Below are 16,677 nucleotides of genomic sequence, written 5' to 3'. Positions count from 1 at the left end.
ATAATCATTTAAGGAAAATCGTCAAAAAACATCCTAAAAATCCCCAACATCTCTACAAACCATCATTCAAAAACATCCTGTAAATCCTCAAATCCTGGACATCCTGATTCAGACAAATGCAACTTTTAATACTGATTTACCTGATTTTCTTATCCCCAAATTACCTAAATATCCTTTACTTCCAGCCACATTATTAGGAAGATTAGCAAAGGTGCGTTAGGAGTGCGAAAATATTAGGAAATATACATTGAATTTTATGGATTCCCATTCCCCACTGTGTCAAGCCATAGCCCATCGTATCATCACCAGCCCTCAAAAAAGAATTACTTTTGCCCAATACATGGATATGGTGTTATATCACCCAGAACATGGCTATTATTCTAGTGATGCCATCAAAATCGGCTTTCGCGGTAGTGATTTTTTCACATCTGCCAGTTTAGGCGCTGACTTTGGGGAATTACTAGCAAAGCAATTTTACCAAATGTGGGAGATTTTAGATCAACCTATACATTTTGATTTGGTAGAAATGGGGGCAGGACAAGGTATATTAGCATCCCATATTCTCAATTATATACAGCAAGAGTACCCAGATTTTTTTGGCGCAGTCAAATATATTATTGTTGAAAAATCACAAAGTTTAAAACAAGAACAACAACAACGGTTACAAGATTTTGCTGTTGATTGGTGTAACTTGGAAGAAATTCCCTCCAAATCTATTAACGGCTGCTTCTTTTCCAATGAATTAGTAGATGCTTTTCCAGTCCACCAATTTATTTTAGCAGCAGGAGAATTGCGGGAAATTTACGTCACCCTTGCCGAATTAAACCGTGAAATCAGTGAAATCCAGATCATCCGTGATCCTCTATTTATTGAAGTAATAGGAGAACCATCAACACCACAATTAGGAGAATATTTTAAGTTAGTAGGCATTGATTTAAGCCAAAATACTTATGAAAATGGCTATCGTAGTGAAATTAATTTAGCAGCTTTGAACTGGTTGGGTATAGTGGCAGACTGCTTGGAACGGGGGTATGTGCTAACAATTGATTATGGCTACCCTGCTCATCGTTATTATAACCCCAGGCGATCGCAGGGAACTCTCCAGTGCTACTACCAGCATCGTCATCATGATAATCCTTATATCAATATTGGGCAACAAGATATCACCGCCCATGTTGACTTTACAGCCTTATCATCTTGGGGTGAACGGTGCGGACTCAAACAAGTTGGTTGGACGCAGCAAGGTTTATTTTTAATGTCCTTGGGAATAGGTGAAAGGTTAGCTGCACTCTCCTCTCAACAGCAACCAATATCACAGTTGCTACAACAACGGGAGGGATTACACCAACTAATTAACCCAGGGGGATTGGGCAATTTTGGCGTTTTAGTCCAAAGCCGGGGACTAACGGAACAAGAAGCATCACAACCACTCCAGGGATTAGTCGTACCAGAGTAGAGATCAAAGAGAAAGCTTAAAAATCTCTTTAACAATCCTGTATTAGCCTTGTTTGCACTAGCATAGCAGTGATGATTAAAGTCAAAAATCTGCAAAGAGGAATAATTATGACTGCTCATGATCTGTTAGTGCTAGTAACTCTACTTTCCCCCGGACTTTTACTTTCCATAATCATTATGGTGACTTTTGCCGCTGGAGGCTAGTACCGCTTCGCGGAAGTCAAAAGTTAAAAGTCAAAAGTCAAAATTAATTGGGTATGGGTAATAAATTCTTCCAATTATCCGTACCCACTGACCACTGACAACTGACAACTGACAACTAACAACTGACCACTGACAAAGGAACGTAAAACATGAAGGTGGCATTTCTGGGAACTGGATTGATGGGACTACCGATGGCTCAAAGGTTATTAGCCGCCGACATAGAGCTAATTGCCTATAATCGCACCCCAGAAAAATTAGAACCATTACGGACAGCAGGGGCGCAAATTGTCACCAAACCCCGCGAAGCAATCCGCGCTGCTGACTGTATAGTGCTAATGCTTTCTAACGCCGCAGCTATTTATCATGTACTTCTGACCGATACTTCTTGGCATACTTTATCAGGACGCAGCATCATTCAAATGGGGACGATTAATCCCTTAGAAAGCCAAGAAATCAGAGATACAGTAGTTGCGGCTGGGGGTGAATATATAGAAGCTCCCGTCCTGGGTAGTATTCCCGAAGCTAAAACTGGCAAATTAATTGTCATGGTCGGTGGAGAGGAAGAACAGTATCAACGGCATTTAAAGTTACTCCAACATTTTGGAGAAAATCCTGTATATATAGGCGCTGTGGGTTCTGCCTCTAACCTCACCTTGGCACTCAATCAACTCATTGCTTCTCTCACAACTAGCTTTGCTCTGAGTCTGGCATATATCCAGTTGCAAGGCATTGATGTTGATTTGTTTATGCAAGTTCTGCGGGAAAGTAAACTTTATGCTCCCACTTTTGATCAAAATTTGCGGCGGATGTTAGATGGCAATTACAATAACGCCAACTTGCCGACAAAACAACTGATCAAAGAAATAGATTTATTTATCTCGGAAGCGAAATCCTTGGGCTTGAATCTCAACAGCATTGAGGGTGTAAGGCAAATCTTACACGCAACTATGAAAATGTCCTATCCAGAGGATGATTATTCATCGGTATTTCCAGCAATTCGGGAATGGGGTGAAGTCAGTGGAGGTTAAAAAAGAATGTAGAGACGTTCAATGTAACGCCTCTACAAAGGTGGTGACTAAAACGGGATGTCATCTGGATCGGGTTCTGGCGTAACTCCTATAGGGGATGGAGACTGCACAGGGGTGGGTTGGTATGTCGGCTGAGGGGCTGTTACCTGGGGCATTGGGGCGGATGAATTAGTAGGGCTGTAGGTTGGTGGCGCTACAGGGGTTTCATAGGCTGGTGTGGTTCTCGTGGCTGCTGCTGGTGAACTGGTATAAGCACCTTGTCCGATGGCGTGAATCTTTTGGACTGTTAATTCTGCGCGTTTTTCCTTAAATCCTTCGGGGCGATCAATTGTATTCATGCCTAAGCGCCCTTCAATAATGACGCGATCGCCCTGATGATAACTTTGGTGAATCTCTTTGGCTAAATTTCCCCAACCTACGACTTTTAAAGGATGCGTTGGATCATCTGGTTTTGCTCCCGCTACATGAACGATCATTTCTGTAACTTCTAACCCATCTGGTGTATGACGCAGTTGGGGATTATCGTAAATTTCTGCCATCAAAATACAACTGTTCATCGTCTGCTCCTGATTTTTAATACTTTTTCTCGCAGTGAATTTCACTTCACGAGAAAAGTCAACCATAATTAGTTAAAACAATGATGACACTGTTCGCATAGCGTACCGTAGCAATCATTGTTTTTCTATCTTACACTTGACTAGACTGAGTATTATGTTTTGTCTGTATAGGACAATTGTACTATATTATGGACTGGACTGTGATTTATATGATTAATTTGATTTATGTGATTATAGTAATTGGCATTGTATTATAGTGTTTGATTAGGAGGAAAAGTTTTATGTTAAAGCGTATTTATATTGATAATTTTCGCTGTTTGGTGAATTTTGAGCTTAATGTTAACCCAATTAACTTATTTCTTGGTGGTAATGGTTCAGGTAAATCAACTGTTTTTGAAGCCTTGCGGAAAATTCAAAATTTTATATTAGGTGAATCAAAATTAGAGTCTATTTTTGATTATTTTGATTTTACTTGCTGGCAAACTTCACCAATTCAACGTTTCGAGTTAGAAATAGATGGTAATGATGGTAACTATAAATATGAACTTGTAGTTGAAGCTAATCGAGATCAAGTCTCTATTGCCTATGAAAGATTATGGTTCAATGGACATCCTTTACTAAAATATGAAAATGGCGATGTACAACTTTTTCGAGATGATTATTCAGAAGCATCAAAATATTCATTTCTTTCATCTCAATCTATATTATCCTCTTTATTACCAAGAAATGACAACAAAAAACTATTTTGGTTTACAAAACGTATAGAGAAAATAATTATTGTACAAATTGTTCCTATTTTAATCAAGAGTGGTGGTGCAGAAACAAAATATCTAGGTTCTAAAGCTGAAAATTTCGTTTCTTGGTATAAATACATTTCACAAGATCAAGGGAAAGTTGCTGAATTAATAAATATTTTAAAAGAAGTTTTAGATGGTTTTATTAGTTTTAAGTTTGAGCAAATAGGAGAAAAATATGTTGGTTTGAAATTAAAATTCACATCAGATTCAGAAGATAAAAATACTATTGATTATCATTTAGGTGCATTATCAGATGGTCAAAAAGCATTAATAATATTATATACACTAATTTACTGCATGAAATCTGAAGATTATACACTTTGTATTGATGAACCAGAAAACTTTTTAGCACTTCCAGAAATTCAACCTTGGTTAAGACAGCTATATGATTTTTGTGATGAAGGAAAGTTACAAGCCTTACTAATTTCACATCATCCCGAATGTATTAATTATCTTTTAGCGTCACCAATTGGTTATTGGTTTGAACGTCAAAGTAATGCACCTGCACGAGTAAGAAAAATCAGTAATGAAGAAGCTGATGATTCAGGGTTAAAGATTTCAGAACTGATTGCGCGGGGATGGTTATAATGAGCCAGCGGAGAGTGCAGATTGTAATTTTGTGTGAGGATAAACAACAAGAAGTTTTTGCTATTCATTTTTTGCAAAAGCGTGGTTTTACCTTAGATAGAAATTTCCGCACTGAAATTTGTCCTAAAGGTGCAGGTGAGCAGTTTGTCAGAGAAAAATATGCAAAAGAAGTTGTAGAGTATCGTAGACAGAAAAATAAACGTTCGGGAATGCTCATTGTTTTAATTGATGCAGATAAAAAAACAGTAGAAGAAAGACTAAAGCAATTAGATAATGCACTGGTAGAAAATTCTCATGCAAGTCGTCAACCTAATGAAGCTATAGCAGTTTTTGTTCCCAAACGAAATATCGAAACTTGGATACATTATTTACAGGGTGAAAATATTGATGAAGAAACAGAATATACAAAATCTAAAAAGCAATCAGAGTGTAAACCCTATATTGAGCCATTGGTCAACCAGTGTTCTCAAGGTAATTTAGATGAGAATGCACCACCTTCTTTAAAAGCTGCTTGTGGAGAATTGCAAAGAATTTTACCATTAATTGGATAAGTTATTAATTCTCATTTCTTGCGAATTTATTGCTTCAATATTGAAATGGAGGTTGTGTTAACCTGAGTTCGACATAAGATAATTTTTGGAAAACTCGCCATGAGTCTCAAACCCTTATGATCTCGTTGAAAAAATCATAACTCCGTTCGCGTAGCGTCTCCGAAGGAGAAACTCCGAACTCCGAACTCCTAACACCGAACTCAGGTTGTGTTATTATTCATCATAAATAAGTGTTAATTTACTTTAACTCCCATATCTACACCATCACTTTTTAATTGTCCATCTTCCATGTAAATAATCCGATCAGCTATATCCAGAATCCGGTTATCATGGGTGACTAATAAGATGGTGCAATTTTGTTCTTTTGCTAACATTTGCATTAATTCCACCACATCACGTCCCGATTGTTTATCTAATGAAGCTGTCGGTTCATCTGCTAAGACTATTTTGGGATGACTGACTAAAGCGCGGGCTATAGCTACCCGTTGTTTTTGTCCACCGGATAAATTCTCTGGATAGTAATTAATATGTTCTCCTAAACCGACGTGATCTAACATTGCTGTAGCTTTAGCATTAATATCGCCATTGAGATGATGTTCATGTAACTCCAAAGACATCCGCACATTTTCTTTGGCTGTTAAAAAACTCATCAAATTATGTGCTTGAAAAATATAACCAATTTGGCGACGCAATTTAGTTAATTGTGCTTTTTTTGCACCGGACATTTCCTGTCCTAATATTTGTAAACTGCCATTTTGGGAAGAACGTAAACCCCCCATTAATGATAATAGGGTAGTTTTACCTGAACCCGAAGGACCAGTCATAATAACAATTTCACCCGCATTAATCTCTAAATTAATGTCAAACAATACTTGTTTTTGTAGCGTGCCTTTACCAAAATAATGATTGAGATTACTAACAGAAATAACTGTTTCTGAACTAGAAATAACTTCAGAAGGAATAGTTGTAACTTCCAATGACATAGTTCCTTACCTTGGCGTGAGATATAAAAATTGTTAGGTTAAAAAATATCTGCCGGATCAGCAGAACGGAGTTTTCGCATCGCTATTGCGCCAGAAACAGTACACATAATTACCGTTAAGATAAAAACATTAATTGCCCGATCTACCTTCATAGCTATTGGTAAAAGAGTTGCGGCAAAGGTGACTTGATATAATCCAAAAGATAGGAAAAATGCAGGTAAATAACCCAATGCAGCTAAGAACAATGCTTCTTGTAATAAAACTCGCAATAGATAATTATCAGTGTAACCCATTGCTTTGAGAGTAGCGTATTCTGGTAAGTGATCAGAAACGTCGGAATAAAGAACTTGATAAACAATGACAATACCAACAATAAAACCGACGATTACACCCAAACTAAAAATAAACCCAATCCCTGTTCCCGTCGCCCAATAAGTTTTTTCTTTTTGGGCAAATGTTTCGGGAGTACCAACTTCAACAAAGGGATTTTGAGGATCTGGATTTAGTCCTATTTGTAGTTGTGCTTTGACTTTTTCAATATCAGCACCGGGTTGAAGAGTAATTAATCCAACTTCAATTTGATCAGCTTTGCGAGTAGGAAATAATTGTAAAAAAGTAGAATCACTAACTACTACATTTCCATCCGCAGCAAAAGAAGCACCATTTTGAAATAAACCCTTAACACTGACATTCTTTCCGCTTAATTCGGCGTTAAATTTCCCAGTTTCTCGGAAAATCTTGCCAATTTCTCCATATTCTGGACGACTGGCTTCATCAAATATAACTTGATTCAATTGTTTAAGATTATCTTTTTTGGCTTGAAGTTCAGGAAACTTTAAACCAGGTGTAGCCGGATCTACACCCCAAACTAAAATAGATCGATCCATTTTAGTTTGAGGATTGCGCCATTGTCCCGTACTAATGTAAATAGAACTAACTGATTTTACACCGTTATAACTTAATGCTTGATAAAGTCTTTCTCTAGAAAAGCTTTTGACTGAAAATAGGGTTTGAAATTGAGGATTTATTAATACTAAATCTGCTTGTAAATTACGATGAGGTTGAATAGCAGCATCAAATAATGCACTTTCAAAACCCATCTGAATAAATATCAACATATCCGCGAAAGTAATTCCCGCCACTGCAACCACTAGCCGCGTTTTTTCCTTCATTAACTGTCGCCAAGCTAGGGGCGTTTTCCGAAACATTTTATTAATCATTGCTTTTATTTTTAGCTTCTTATTGGAAAGAATTACAATTTAATTGCTGTTTGTACTTGTAAGTTAGTTAAGCTAGAAACTTTTTTACTGTCTTCAGGAGTCAGGCGAATTTTTACTTCGACAATGCGACTGTCTAAATTTTCTCCTGGTTGATCACTAAAAACATTTTGACGGTTGACTTGTAAGCCAATTTGCTGGACTGTACCTTGTAATTTTCCTGGAAATCCTTGACTGGTAATGATGGCTTTTTGTCCTAATTTGACTTTACTAATATCGGTTTGATAAACTTCTGCTACTGCCATCATTTTGTTAGTTTGGGCAAAGTCAGCAATCCCTTCTTTATCAATTTTTTCACCGACGCGGGTATGAATTTTGATAATTTGTCCTGTCATAGGGGCGCGAATATAAGCTGCTTCTAGTTCAGTTTTTGCCCGGTTGAGATTAGCGATCGCACTCTCAATTTCTGTTCTCGCTAATGCCACATCAACGGGACGAATTTCGGCAATACTATTGAGTTTACCTTGAGTTTCACTAATTTGTTTATTGCTAGTAGTATTAATGCGATTGAGGGCAACTTTAGCTTCGGCTAATTGCTTATTAGCTGTAGTATTAATCCGGTTGAGAATAGCTTGGGACTCACTTAATGTCTGTTTAGCCGTTTCCACATTTAAACGTTTACTATCAATTACAGAACTAGAAATTGCTCCTTCAGAAAATAATTTTTCATAGCGTTTATATTCTGACTCTGCATTTTTAAGTTCTGCGGTTACTTTATTAATAGTTGCTGTTTGGGCAATTCTATCACCTTCCCATTGGGCTGATATGCGAGCAATATTTTCCTCTTGGGCTTGTCTGTCTCCTGTATATTGTGCTTTAATTCGTTCAACAATTGCCGACTGTTCTTGAATTTCTCCTAATTTAGCTCCAGCTTTAATTTGTGCAAGTTTAGCTTGAGCAACTTCGACTTGTTTCGTGCTTTGAATAACAGCATTTTTTAAGAGATCACGGGTTTGTAAGATAGCAATTACTTGTCCTAATTTAACATTATCCCCTTCTTTAACTAATACTTCGACAATGCGATCGCCATCTAATGCTAAAGGTGCAGATAATTTAATCACTTCTGTTTCTGGTTCTAGTCTTCCTAAAGCAGTCACTATTTGCGGAATAGGGACAATTGGTTTTGATTCTGTGACAGAAGTTTTACCCATTTGTCCGAAATGAGAAACTCCATAAATAACAATTCCTAATGGAATCGCAGTAGCCGCAAGCATTAAACCAATCAAACCTGGACTTGGGGATTTAAACGACAGTTTGTAACTCATTTTCACTACCTCATCACAAAATAAATTTATCGGTAAGTAGTCAGACAGAATTAATTACACAACGTCATTGCGTAAGCGTTGCGTGGCGTTAGCCATATGGAACGAAGTGAAATGAAGCAATTCCAAGGGTTGTGATTGCTTCCCTTCGCTCGCAATGACTGTAAATATTTTTGTCCAATTACTTATTTACTGCCAGTTAATTATTTAATTTCAACCTGGACTTTTTGCTGTAAATATGCTGTAATCATTTCTCCTAACAGCTTACACTGTTCAGGGAAATCAATGTTCTCATTACCCCATAATTTCTCTAAAACAACACCATTCACAAAACTTAAAACAAAAGATGCTAACACTACATCTCTAACACCTAATAAATCACAGGCTACTTGCTGACATCGTTGATTTGCACGCTTAAAAACAGTGCTATTAGTTAGCATTATTTTTGAGTCTTGATGTTGACAAAAATCAACCCATACATAAGTCCATTTAATTAAATAATCCTGATTCTTAACAAGGTATTGACCCAAAGCTGCCATCAATTCTAATAAGTTATTTTTTCCTCCAAATTCTGTTAAAGCTGTAATGATATCCTGCTGACTAATTTCTTCCACCAATTGCTCAAACAAAGCTTGTTTGTTGGGAAAATAATGATATAGCGTACCTGTGGAAACCTTTAAACTCGCAGAAATCTGCCGCATAGTAATAGCTGAATAGCCTTTTGTAGCGAACAAATCAAAACATTTACCGAGTAATTCTTTCCGGTATTGTTCGTGATTAACAATTTTCGGCATAACATGGCTTGTTCCTCACTATGGGGGCTATCTGTTTTTATATCGAACGTTTGTTATATTAAAATAATAAAATAAGTCTAAAGTATTTGTCAATATCTTTTGACAAATTATATTTCCTAATTAAAACGGTGTTTTTACTTGTAAATGCAGAATTTTATCTACATGAGGATGCTGAAACCTCAACTCCCTTGCGTGCAGATATAATCTCCTAATATTCTGATGATAACCATAGAGTTTATCCCCCAAAATACTCATTCCCAGTCCTCTCTTATCCGCAGCATGAACCCGTAATTGATGGGTACGTCCGGTAATGGGTACAAATTCCACACGAGTATAATTTCCTTCCCTATTCATCACGCGGAAGCGAGTTAAACTAGGTTTACCCTGTGCTAAATGCACTTCTTGATAAGGGCGATTGTCAGGATTTCCCCACAAAGGTAAATTAATTTCACCTTCATTAATAGCTAGAGAACCTGTAAGCAAAGCTTCATAAACTTTAGATACTTGTCTTTTTTGGAATTGTTTACTTATTTGAGAATAAGTAACTGCATCTTTAGCAATTAATAGAATTCCCGAAGTATCCTGATCTAAACGATGTCCCGCAATTATTTCTTGATTATATAAATAACGTAAACGACTAATTACACTATCTTGATTATGAAAATAACGACCAGGAACAGATAATAGCCCTGATGATTTATTTACAGCAATTAGCCATTCATCTTCATAAATTATTTCTACTTGATTTGGCTTTAATCCTGATAGCAAAAATCCCATTAATGGCTGACATCTTTCCAAACAAGCGCCATAAAATTCTCCCTGTCTTTTATCCTCTACAGTAGAATTACCCCACCAAAATTCAGCCATTGCTAAAGGTTTTAGTTGATGAGTAGCTGCATAATGTAATAATTTAGGAGCGCAACATTCTCCTGTTCCAGTTGGTGTTCCTGTTGGTAATAATTGCTGTAGAGATAAAGATTGTCCTTGAAAATTAGTTAAGCTATAAGCAGCGTGCATTTCTGTTTGTAAATGTCGGGATAGTTGTTTACGCTGTTGTTTTAGTACGGCAATTTTCTGATCTGCTGATGTTATAATTTTCTGTAAAGGTTGTAAAATTTCATTTTGACGACGTTTAAGATTGCGACGTTCAATTCCTTGTAGACGACTTTCTGTTTCCAATTGTTCCAGCGCAATTTTCAGAGATTCATCCGTGAGAGTTTGCCAAAATTCTTGACGTTGTGTCTGTCGTTGTAGTTTGCTACGATAATGGTGTAAACTAAGAGCCTGTAACTGTTGAGTATATTCAGCAGATAGAGTTTTATATTCTTCTCTTTCTGAAAGTTTTTCAAGGCTAATAATTTCTTGTTTAATGGCTTCTAACTTGGCTAAAGTCTGAGTTTCTAATAAAACCACTTCTTCCCTACCAGGAATTGGTGAAACCCAACCTTTAAGCATACTATTACCATTTAATAAACCGGAAAATGCTTTAATAACTCTTTGTTCACCATTGGGTAATTCAACCAACAAAATACCATACATTTTTCCCTCCTGGGAATAAAGATGATTTTGCTTAAGTTGTTGCATCAGATTATTAGCTATAGCTTCCGCTAAAGGGGTACGGGGTAATCTGAGTATTTCCCCTGTTTGGGGACATTTTCCTTCATAGTAATAGTTAGGCTGTGCCGAAGTAATGATCAAATTAGATGAGATAAAATCTGAAAGCGGATGCAGGTAAATCATAAAATATATAGAGTATGATCAAATATTTGATAGTTAATAAATTTTTGTTGAAGTTGCTTGTTTTAATTTGCAAGCTTTTTTTTGTATGGACGTTAGTATATTTTACAATACCTCTAATTATTCTCACACCAGAAATTATTAATAATCCCGTTGGGAATTTTATCCTCACTTTGGTATTTTTGTGTTTACCATTTTTCCTCATATATCTATTTGTAGATGAGGATATGAAAAAAATTTCCCATTTGCTGGCTATATTAACAAACGAACAACGCTATTACCAAAAAATTCATCAATTTATTGCTTATACAACTAGATATTTGATATTAATTATAATATGCTTAATTCCATTTTTATCTTTTTTTTCATCCTATCAAATTCAAAATTGGATTTATTGGCATCCTCAGCATAGACAAGATAATTATACTCAATTGAGTCAATATTTACAAGCTAAAAATTGGGAAGATGCTGCGAAAGAAACACAATCAGTAATGTTGAAAATCACTAATAGAGAAAATAATAATTGGTTAAGTACCAGAGCTATTGAAACTTTTCCTTGTGAAGCTTTACAGAATATAGACAATTTGTGGTTAAATGCTAGTGAAAATAGATTTGGTTTTAGTGTCCAAACTAAAATCTGGAAACAAGAAAATAATGGTCAAATCAATTTTAATTATAAAATAGATCAGAAATTTCGTCAAAAAGTAGGATGGAATCCAGAAAATATAACCCATATAGAATCTCATTTCCAATTATCCACAGATACCCCCATAGGATATTTACCCAAACCTGTAGGAACGTCTTTGGGAAAAGCCTGTGTGGGAAATTTAGATAGGCTTTGGTTTGGACAAGCAGTAGGCTGTTATCACAAGATATTTATTCGCATGAATGATTGTAAATAAAATAAATGCTATATTTGGGGTAGGGAACAAACCAAGAATACAGATATTTTTGTTTGTTCTCAAAATTTTAAATTAGTTTTGCTCAGATAATTATTGAATTCAGATTGTGTTAAAATAACTATTTTTCAGAACTTCACTAAATGCGTAATCCACAAAAGAACCACATTAAAATTGATCCAGCCACCCTGGTTCTAATTGGGTCTGCTTTGATACTATTACCACTACTACTCGCTGGCTTTTTGGGGTAATTATCTATCCACAGAATTAAAAGTTGGTTATTTCCATTAACTGAAAATAACCATCAACTGTGAGTAACTTTTTTTCGTAACATTTAAATATCAACATTGATATTTTCTATCTGTCTAGCTGCTTTATCCCACAGTTTTGCAGATTCTTCATCATTCCAGTGAGTTCTCAGATTTTCCGCTTTTTTATGGCATATTCGCTCTAGCATCTCTAAAATTGCCGCTAGTGTCAACTGGTCAACTAATCCCTCTAAAATACTCATGTATTCTTTCATAACAGATACCCCCTTTAATTTCTACGAAAAACTGAAAGAACCCTCCCTACCTTCTGTGTTAAAAAACGACATAAGAAGTAGAAATTCTCGTCAATTAGTTCTGACTTTTATATTATCAACCCAATGATTTATAGAGGATGCAACTCTTCTTAATTCTCTACATTTGCGGTTACGTAGGGTGTGTTAAGCAAGGTAATATAATAGCTGAGGTATTTCCAGAAATATTGCCTTAAAACCCAAAAAATGAGCTGCTTAAGGTGATAAAACTGGAAATTGGGTTTATTCTTCAGATAAATCTATAAGTTTTGTGTCATCTGCAAAAACTCCGCAAACAAAGGTTCTCCAAAATTCATTAATCTCAGAGAAGGTATTTCATCAAACATATCTGGGTAAAAAGTAATCATGTATTCCCGGTTTTTATAGGTAAGTAGCCACGTTTTTTCGTCTTTTGGCTGAAAAATCACCCCAGCAGATTTTAAAATTGTTGATGTGGTAAATAAATGTTCAATGCTTTCTGGTGTAAAAGGAGTAGGTGGAATAGGCTTTTGAATTTCCGCTAAATCAGCATCCAAATCCATTGTTACCATTGCTTCAATTCCTGGACGTAGAGGTGCGTCTAATACCGAGTCAAACTCAGACATCAACACATCCTCTTCTTCTGGATCTGCACTCATCGCAGCTTGTTCAATGAATGTGGGAACTTTAGCTAAAATGGGTTGGAGATTACCAACAACTGTAGCAAAGGCGTTAATGCGATCGCGCAATTTTCTATAAACTTTTGCTTCTACAGTGCCATCATAATAAAAATTGTGAATGCGGACAGTTTCATACCTTTGTCCAATTCTATCAATTCTGCCTATCCGTTGTTCTACTCGCATGGGATTCCAAGGCATATCATAATTGATTAATACCCCACAATTTTGCAAGTTTAACCCTTCTGACGCAGATTCCGTACAAAGCAGAATTTTAATTTCATCCTGGCGAAATTTGCGTTTAATTTCTTCTTTGGGAACAATACACCAAGTAGGTTCACTGTTCCCTGTTGAATGTTGAGTATTAACTTTTAATAATTCCCCTCCACGTCCAGAATAACAAGCCACTTGACTGCCATATAATTCTTTTAAAGCATCTCGTAAATAGTCCATTGTATCTGTGTATTGGGTAAAGACAATAGCACTTTCTCTTTGGCTTAATTCTTGACGTAAAATCTGAATAAAATGGGAAAGTTTGCTATCTTCTCCTGTATTTTCAAATTGCTGTAATAAATCTTCTAAATATTGAATTTCCTGGGGGTCTACTTCTTCAAAGAAAGATTCCATTCCCGAAATTACTGCATCATTAGCTTCATCAATATCGGCATAATCATCTTCTGTGATAAAACTGCCTTGTTTAGTTAATAAACAATCTAAACCCCGTTGTAAAGATGCTTTGATAGCATAGAATGAACTGGTTAAACGTTTCCTGTACAAAGTCATCAAAAAACCGCGACAGGTACGCTGATCTTTTTGTGCTAGTCTGTAAAAATGACGAACATAATTACTAACAGCTTGGTAAAGCGGAACTTCACGGTTAATTTCTAAACTAATGGCATTATCTTGCACAATTCTACTAGGAATATCTTGGGCTAATAATCCGCGTTGATAATATTGTCTCAATGTATCGCGGGTATGACGAAACATCAAATCTTTTAAAGGGGTATTAACTGTTAAATATTGTCGGGAAGTATTAATAAAATTTTCATCTGCTAATAATTGTTTATGATTAGAGATTTTCCTACCTCGTTCCCATAAATCCTGCATTTTATAAGCAATATTTCTATCTTGTTGGTTTAAAAATTGCTGTAACCGAGAACAAGGTTTTCCTCCTTGTTGAAAATAGTCATTAGACATGACTTGCCAAAAGTTCAGGATTTCTGGTTTTACACTACTTGGTAATGATTCAAAATAATTACAGAAGTTATCTCCATAACTCCAATGTCCTTGCATTCCTAGTAAATTTAATAAATCAAAAACTTCTATAGCATCAATTTGCATGGGAGTAGCAGAAAGCAGAATTAAGGCTTGAGTTTTATCCTTTAATTGCTGCATTAATTCTAATAACCGATTGGGTGTTTCTTTGCGATTTTGAGGACTTTTTCTTCTTGCGTGGTGTGCTTCATCTAATATGACTAAATCCCAAGGTTCTGCTGCTAGTAATTCCTGCATTCTTTCTTTTCTCCGCACTAAATGGGAAGAAGCGAGAATTAAATCTTGGCTATTCCAGGGATTTATTAACTGTTGATTGTTGACTGTGGAATGTTGACGGTATTGTTCAGTTAATAGTGAACTGTGAACTGTGAACAAATTTTGATTGTAACTCCAAAAATGTAAATTGAATTTTTCTCTTAATTCTTCTTGCCATTGGGGTTGGACACTTGCAGGGGAAAGGATGAGTACCCGTTTGGCTTTTTTAGCTAACAAGAGATAACGTAAAATTAATCCTGTTTCAATGGTTTTACCTAATCCAACTTCGTCAGCAATAAGAAAACTTTTGGGAAAGGTTTCTGCTACCCGACGCAATATTTTAATTTGGTGTGGCCAGGGTTTTATGGGAATTGATTTTAAACAAAAGTCTAAACATCCAGGATGTTGATGAATATTCGCTAGTTGGTAAAATGCTTGTTTTTCTTCTTCGTTGATGGCTGTTAATTGTTGACTGTTGGCTGTATTTTTTCGGTTATCTGTGAACTGTGAACCGTCAACTGTTAACGGTGAACTGTCAGCATTTTTTATTGGCCGAGAATCAAATTCAATTTGAGGATTCCAGGTAGGTTTAGAGGTTGGGGCATAATTTAACAGTTTTTGTTGCACTGCTTCGGGAATTTCAAATACACGGACATTGGGGGATAAGTTATACCACAGTTGTTCAAATCTGGAAACTTCTTCTTCTACTCTATCTAATTCTCTTCCTCCTTCCCAGGAACAATAAACGTGAAATGATTCGACGTTTTTCTCCCAACCGGCAATAGATTCGTTATTAGAACCATTAAATGCTAATTTATCACCGTTGCTATCTGTAAAGATGCCGACTTTTTCATGAAATATATGTTGAGGATCTAGTTGTTGTATGCTATCTTCTGGAAGTCCATTTTCTTGAAGAGGAATGGCTATTTTAATGTCAAGATATTGATTTTGAATTAACCAACTAAGAATTTCTAAATGTTTGAGTTGGGCAAAGTTTTCTGGTGGTGTTAAGTCGGCATCTAAACGAGTTAGTAAAGCATCCCGTAATGCGTATCCTTGTTCTATTGCTTGCAAGTCTTGGGGACTAAATTGGCATCCCATCATTAACCGAATTTTGCCTTGGTTGTGTAGCATTGCCCCTAAACCCCGCGCTACTTTACTTAATATGGCACTGCTAAAAAAGCCTGATTTTCTGTCATATTGGATGGCAGATTCTAAGGCAGGAATATAGAAATCAGCAATGGTATTGTGGGTATTGCTGGAGTAGCTTATTTTCCAGTGGGTATCGCGTAGAGTTTTCAATTTTCTAACCAGTGATCTAATTTTAACTTGGGAATATTTATAAAATCTTTAGTCGTTATCCTAATTATCAATTGAGTTTATAATTCTACCTTGATAAGCATAACGTTCTTTGTCAATTTCTGCAAATATTTCGGTTAGTTCAGGTTGATTTTTCCAAGTACCGAATAATTTATTTAGTTTAGCTAGTCTCTCCTGTTCTGTTAATGGTTGTTTTGGTTTTCTGATTTGATTTTCAATAAATTTTAAGTCTATTATTTCTAAGTCTACTATGATTTCTGTTCCATCTGGAATATTGTTAAGTTGTTCTAATATTTCTATATTCTGTCCCCGTTTTATGCCTCTTACTTTCATTTTCAATTTCCTCTGATTAATAGTTATTAGTTGACTGTTTAATTATCTGTGAGTTGTCAATATTTAATTGTCTGAATCAGGATAACCAGGATTTGAGGATTTTCAGGATTGTTATTTATGAATTGTCTGTGAGTTGATAACATTTTA

At 35.9% G+C, this 16,677-nt stretch carries 14 protein-coding genes; 5 read left to right on the top strand and 9 right to left on the bottom strand.

Features of this window, described 5'->3' with window-relative positions; translation table 11 throughout:
* Window positions 1–256: 256 nt before the first annotated feature.
* On the top strand, window positions 257–1,456 hold the full coding sequence (locus FJR37_RS11870) for a class I SAM-dependent methyltransferase (protein WP_168466105.1): 1,200 nt from the start codon (window positions 257–259) through the stop codon (window positions 1,454–1,456).
* Window positions 1,457–1,808: 352 nt separating this feature from the next.
* Window positions 1,809–2,687 (top strand): NAD(P)-dependent oxidoreductase, encoded by an 879-nt coding sequence (locus tag FJR37_RS11865; RefSeq protein WP_027400737.1) that lies wholly within the window; start codon window positions 1,809–1,811, stop codon window positions 2,685–2,687.
* Between the two features lie 47 nt (window positions 2,688–2,734).
* Here FJR37_RS11865 and FJR37_RS11860 read toward each other — a convergent pair whose 3' ends face one another.
* Window positions 2,735–3,244: a single-stranded DNA-binding protein gene (locus tag FJR37_RS11860; protein WP_027400736.1), complete on the bottom strand. Its 510-nt coding sequence runs from the start codon at window positions 3,242–3,244 to the stop codon at window positions 2,735–2,737.
* Window positions 3,245–3,525: 281 nt separating this feature from the next.
* Here FJR37_RS11860 and FJR37_RS11855 point away from each other — a divergent pair, with 281 nt between their 5' ends.
* Entirely contained in the window at window positions 3,526–4,629 is a 1,104-nt protein-coding gene (locus tag FJR37_RS11855) for an AAA family ATPase (protein ID WP_039204177.1), read from the top strand.
* Window positions 4,629–5,180: a hypothetical protein gene (locus FJR37_RS11850; protein WP_039204202.1), complete on the top strand. Its 552-nt coding sequence runs from the start codon at window positions 4,629–4,631 to the stop codon at window positions 5,178–5,180. The genes FJR37_RS11855 and FJR37_RS11850 overlap by 1 nt, the downstream gene beginning before the upstream one ends.
* A gap of 233 nt (window positions 5,181–5,413) precedes the next feature.
* On the opposite strand, the gene FJR37_RS11845 is transcribed toward FJR37_RS11850, so the two are convergent.
* The 5 genes from FJR37_RS11845 to FJR37_RS11825 all read right to left on the bottom strand — a co-directional run bounded on the left by FJR37_RS11845 (window position 5,414) and on the right by FJR37_RS11825 (window position 11,236).
* Window positions 5,414–6,163, bottom strand: a complete 750-nt coding sequence (locus tag FJR37_RS11845) for a DevA family ABC transporter ATP-binding protein (RefSeq protein ID WP_168466104.1) — start codon at window positions 6,161–6,163, stop codon at window positions 5,414–5,416.
* 38 nt (window positions 6,164–6,201) lie between these two features.
* Complete coding sequence (gene devC, locus FJR37_RS11840; RefSeq protein ID WP_072033662.1) at window positions 6,202–7,383, bottom strand: ABC transporter permease DevC; 1,182 nt, start codon at window positions 7,381–7,383, stop codon at window positions 6,202–6,204.
* Window positions 7,384–7,415: 32 nt separating this feature from the next.
* Window positions 7,416–8,705, bottom strand: coding sequence for an ABC exporter membrane fusion protein (locus tag FJR37_RS11835; protein WP_168466103.1), 1,290 nt, complete (start codon window positions 8,703–8,705; stop codon window positions 7,416–7,418).
* A gap of 200 nt (window positions 8,706–8,905) precedes the next feature.
* Entirely contained in the window at window positions 8,906–9,496 is a 591-nt protein-coding gene (locus tag FJR37_RS11830; RefSeq protein WP_039204173.1) for a TetR/AcrR family transcriptional regulator, read from the bottom strand.
* Window positions 9,497–9,616: 120 nt separating this feature from the next.
* Window positions 9,617–11,236 carry an RluA family pseudouridine synthase gene (locus FJR37_RS11825; protein WP_168466102.1) on the bottom strand — a complete coding sequence of 540 codons (1,620 nt, stop codon included), beginning with the start codon at window positions 11,234–11,236 and terminating at the stop codon, window positions 9,617–9,619.
* A gap of 224 nt (window positions 11,237–11,460) precedes the next feature.
* Here FJR37_RS11825 and FJR37_RS11820 point away from each other — a divergent pair, with 224 nt between their 5' ends.
* On the top strand, window positions 11,461–12,135 hold the full coding sequence (locus FJR37_RS11820; protein WP_168466101.1) for a GUN4 domain-containing protein: 675 nt from the start codon (window positions 11,461–11,463) through the stop codon (window positions 12,133–12,135).
* Between the two features lie 331 nt (window positions 12,136–12,466).
* On the opposite strand, the gene FJR37_RS11815 is transcribed toward FJR37_RS11820, so the two are convergent.
* The 3 genes from FJR37_RS11815 to FJR37_RS11805 all read right to left on the bottom strand — a co-directional run bounded on the left by FJR37_RS11815 (window position 12,467) and on the right by FJR37_RS11805 (window position 16,530).
* Window positions 12,467–12,655, bottom strand: coding sequence for a hypothetical protein (locus FJR37_RS11815; RefSeq protein WP_027400728.1), 189 nt, complete (start codon window positions 12,653–12,655; stop codon window positions 12,467–12,469).
* Window positions 12,656–12,951: 296 nt separating this feature from the next.
* Window positions 12,952–16,179 carry a helicase-related protein gene (locus FJR37_RS11810; RefSeq protein ID WP_168466100.1) on the bottom strand — a complete coding sequence of 1,076 codons (3,228 nt, stop codon included), beginning with the start codon at window positions 16,177–16,179 and terminating at the stop codon, window positions 12,952–12,954.
* 60 nt (window positions 16,180–16,239) lie between these two features.
* A complete protein-coding gene (locus tag FJR37_RS11805; RefSeq protein ID WP_039204168.1) occupies window positions 16,240–16,530 on the bottom strand; it encodes a hypothetical protein in 291 nt (96 codons plus the stop codon).
* Window positions 16,531–16,677: the final 147 nt, after the last annotated feature.

The sequence above is a fragment of the Aphanizomenon sp. UHCC 0183 genome, from assembly GCF_009712065.1.
Lineage (GTDB): Bacteria > Cyanobacteriota > Cyanobacteriia > Cyanobacteriales > Nostocaceae > Dolichospermum > Dolichospermum heterosporum.
This window is presented reverse-complemented; position numbering and strand designations above follow the sequence as displayed.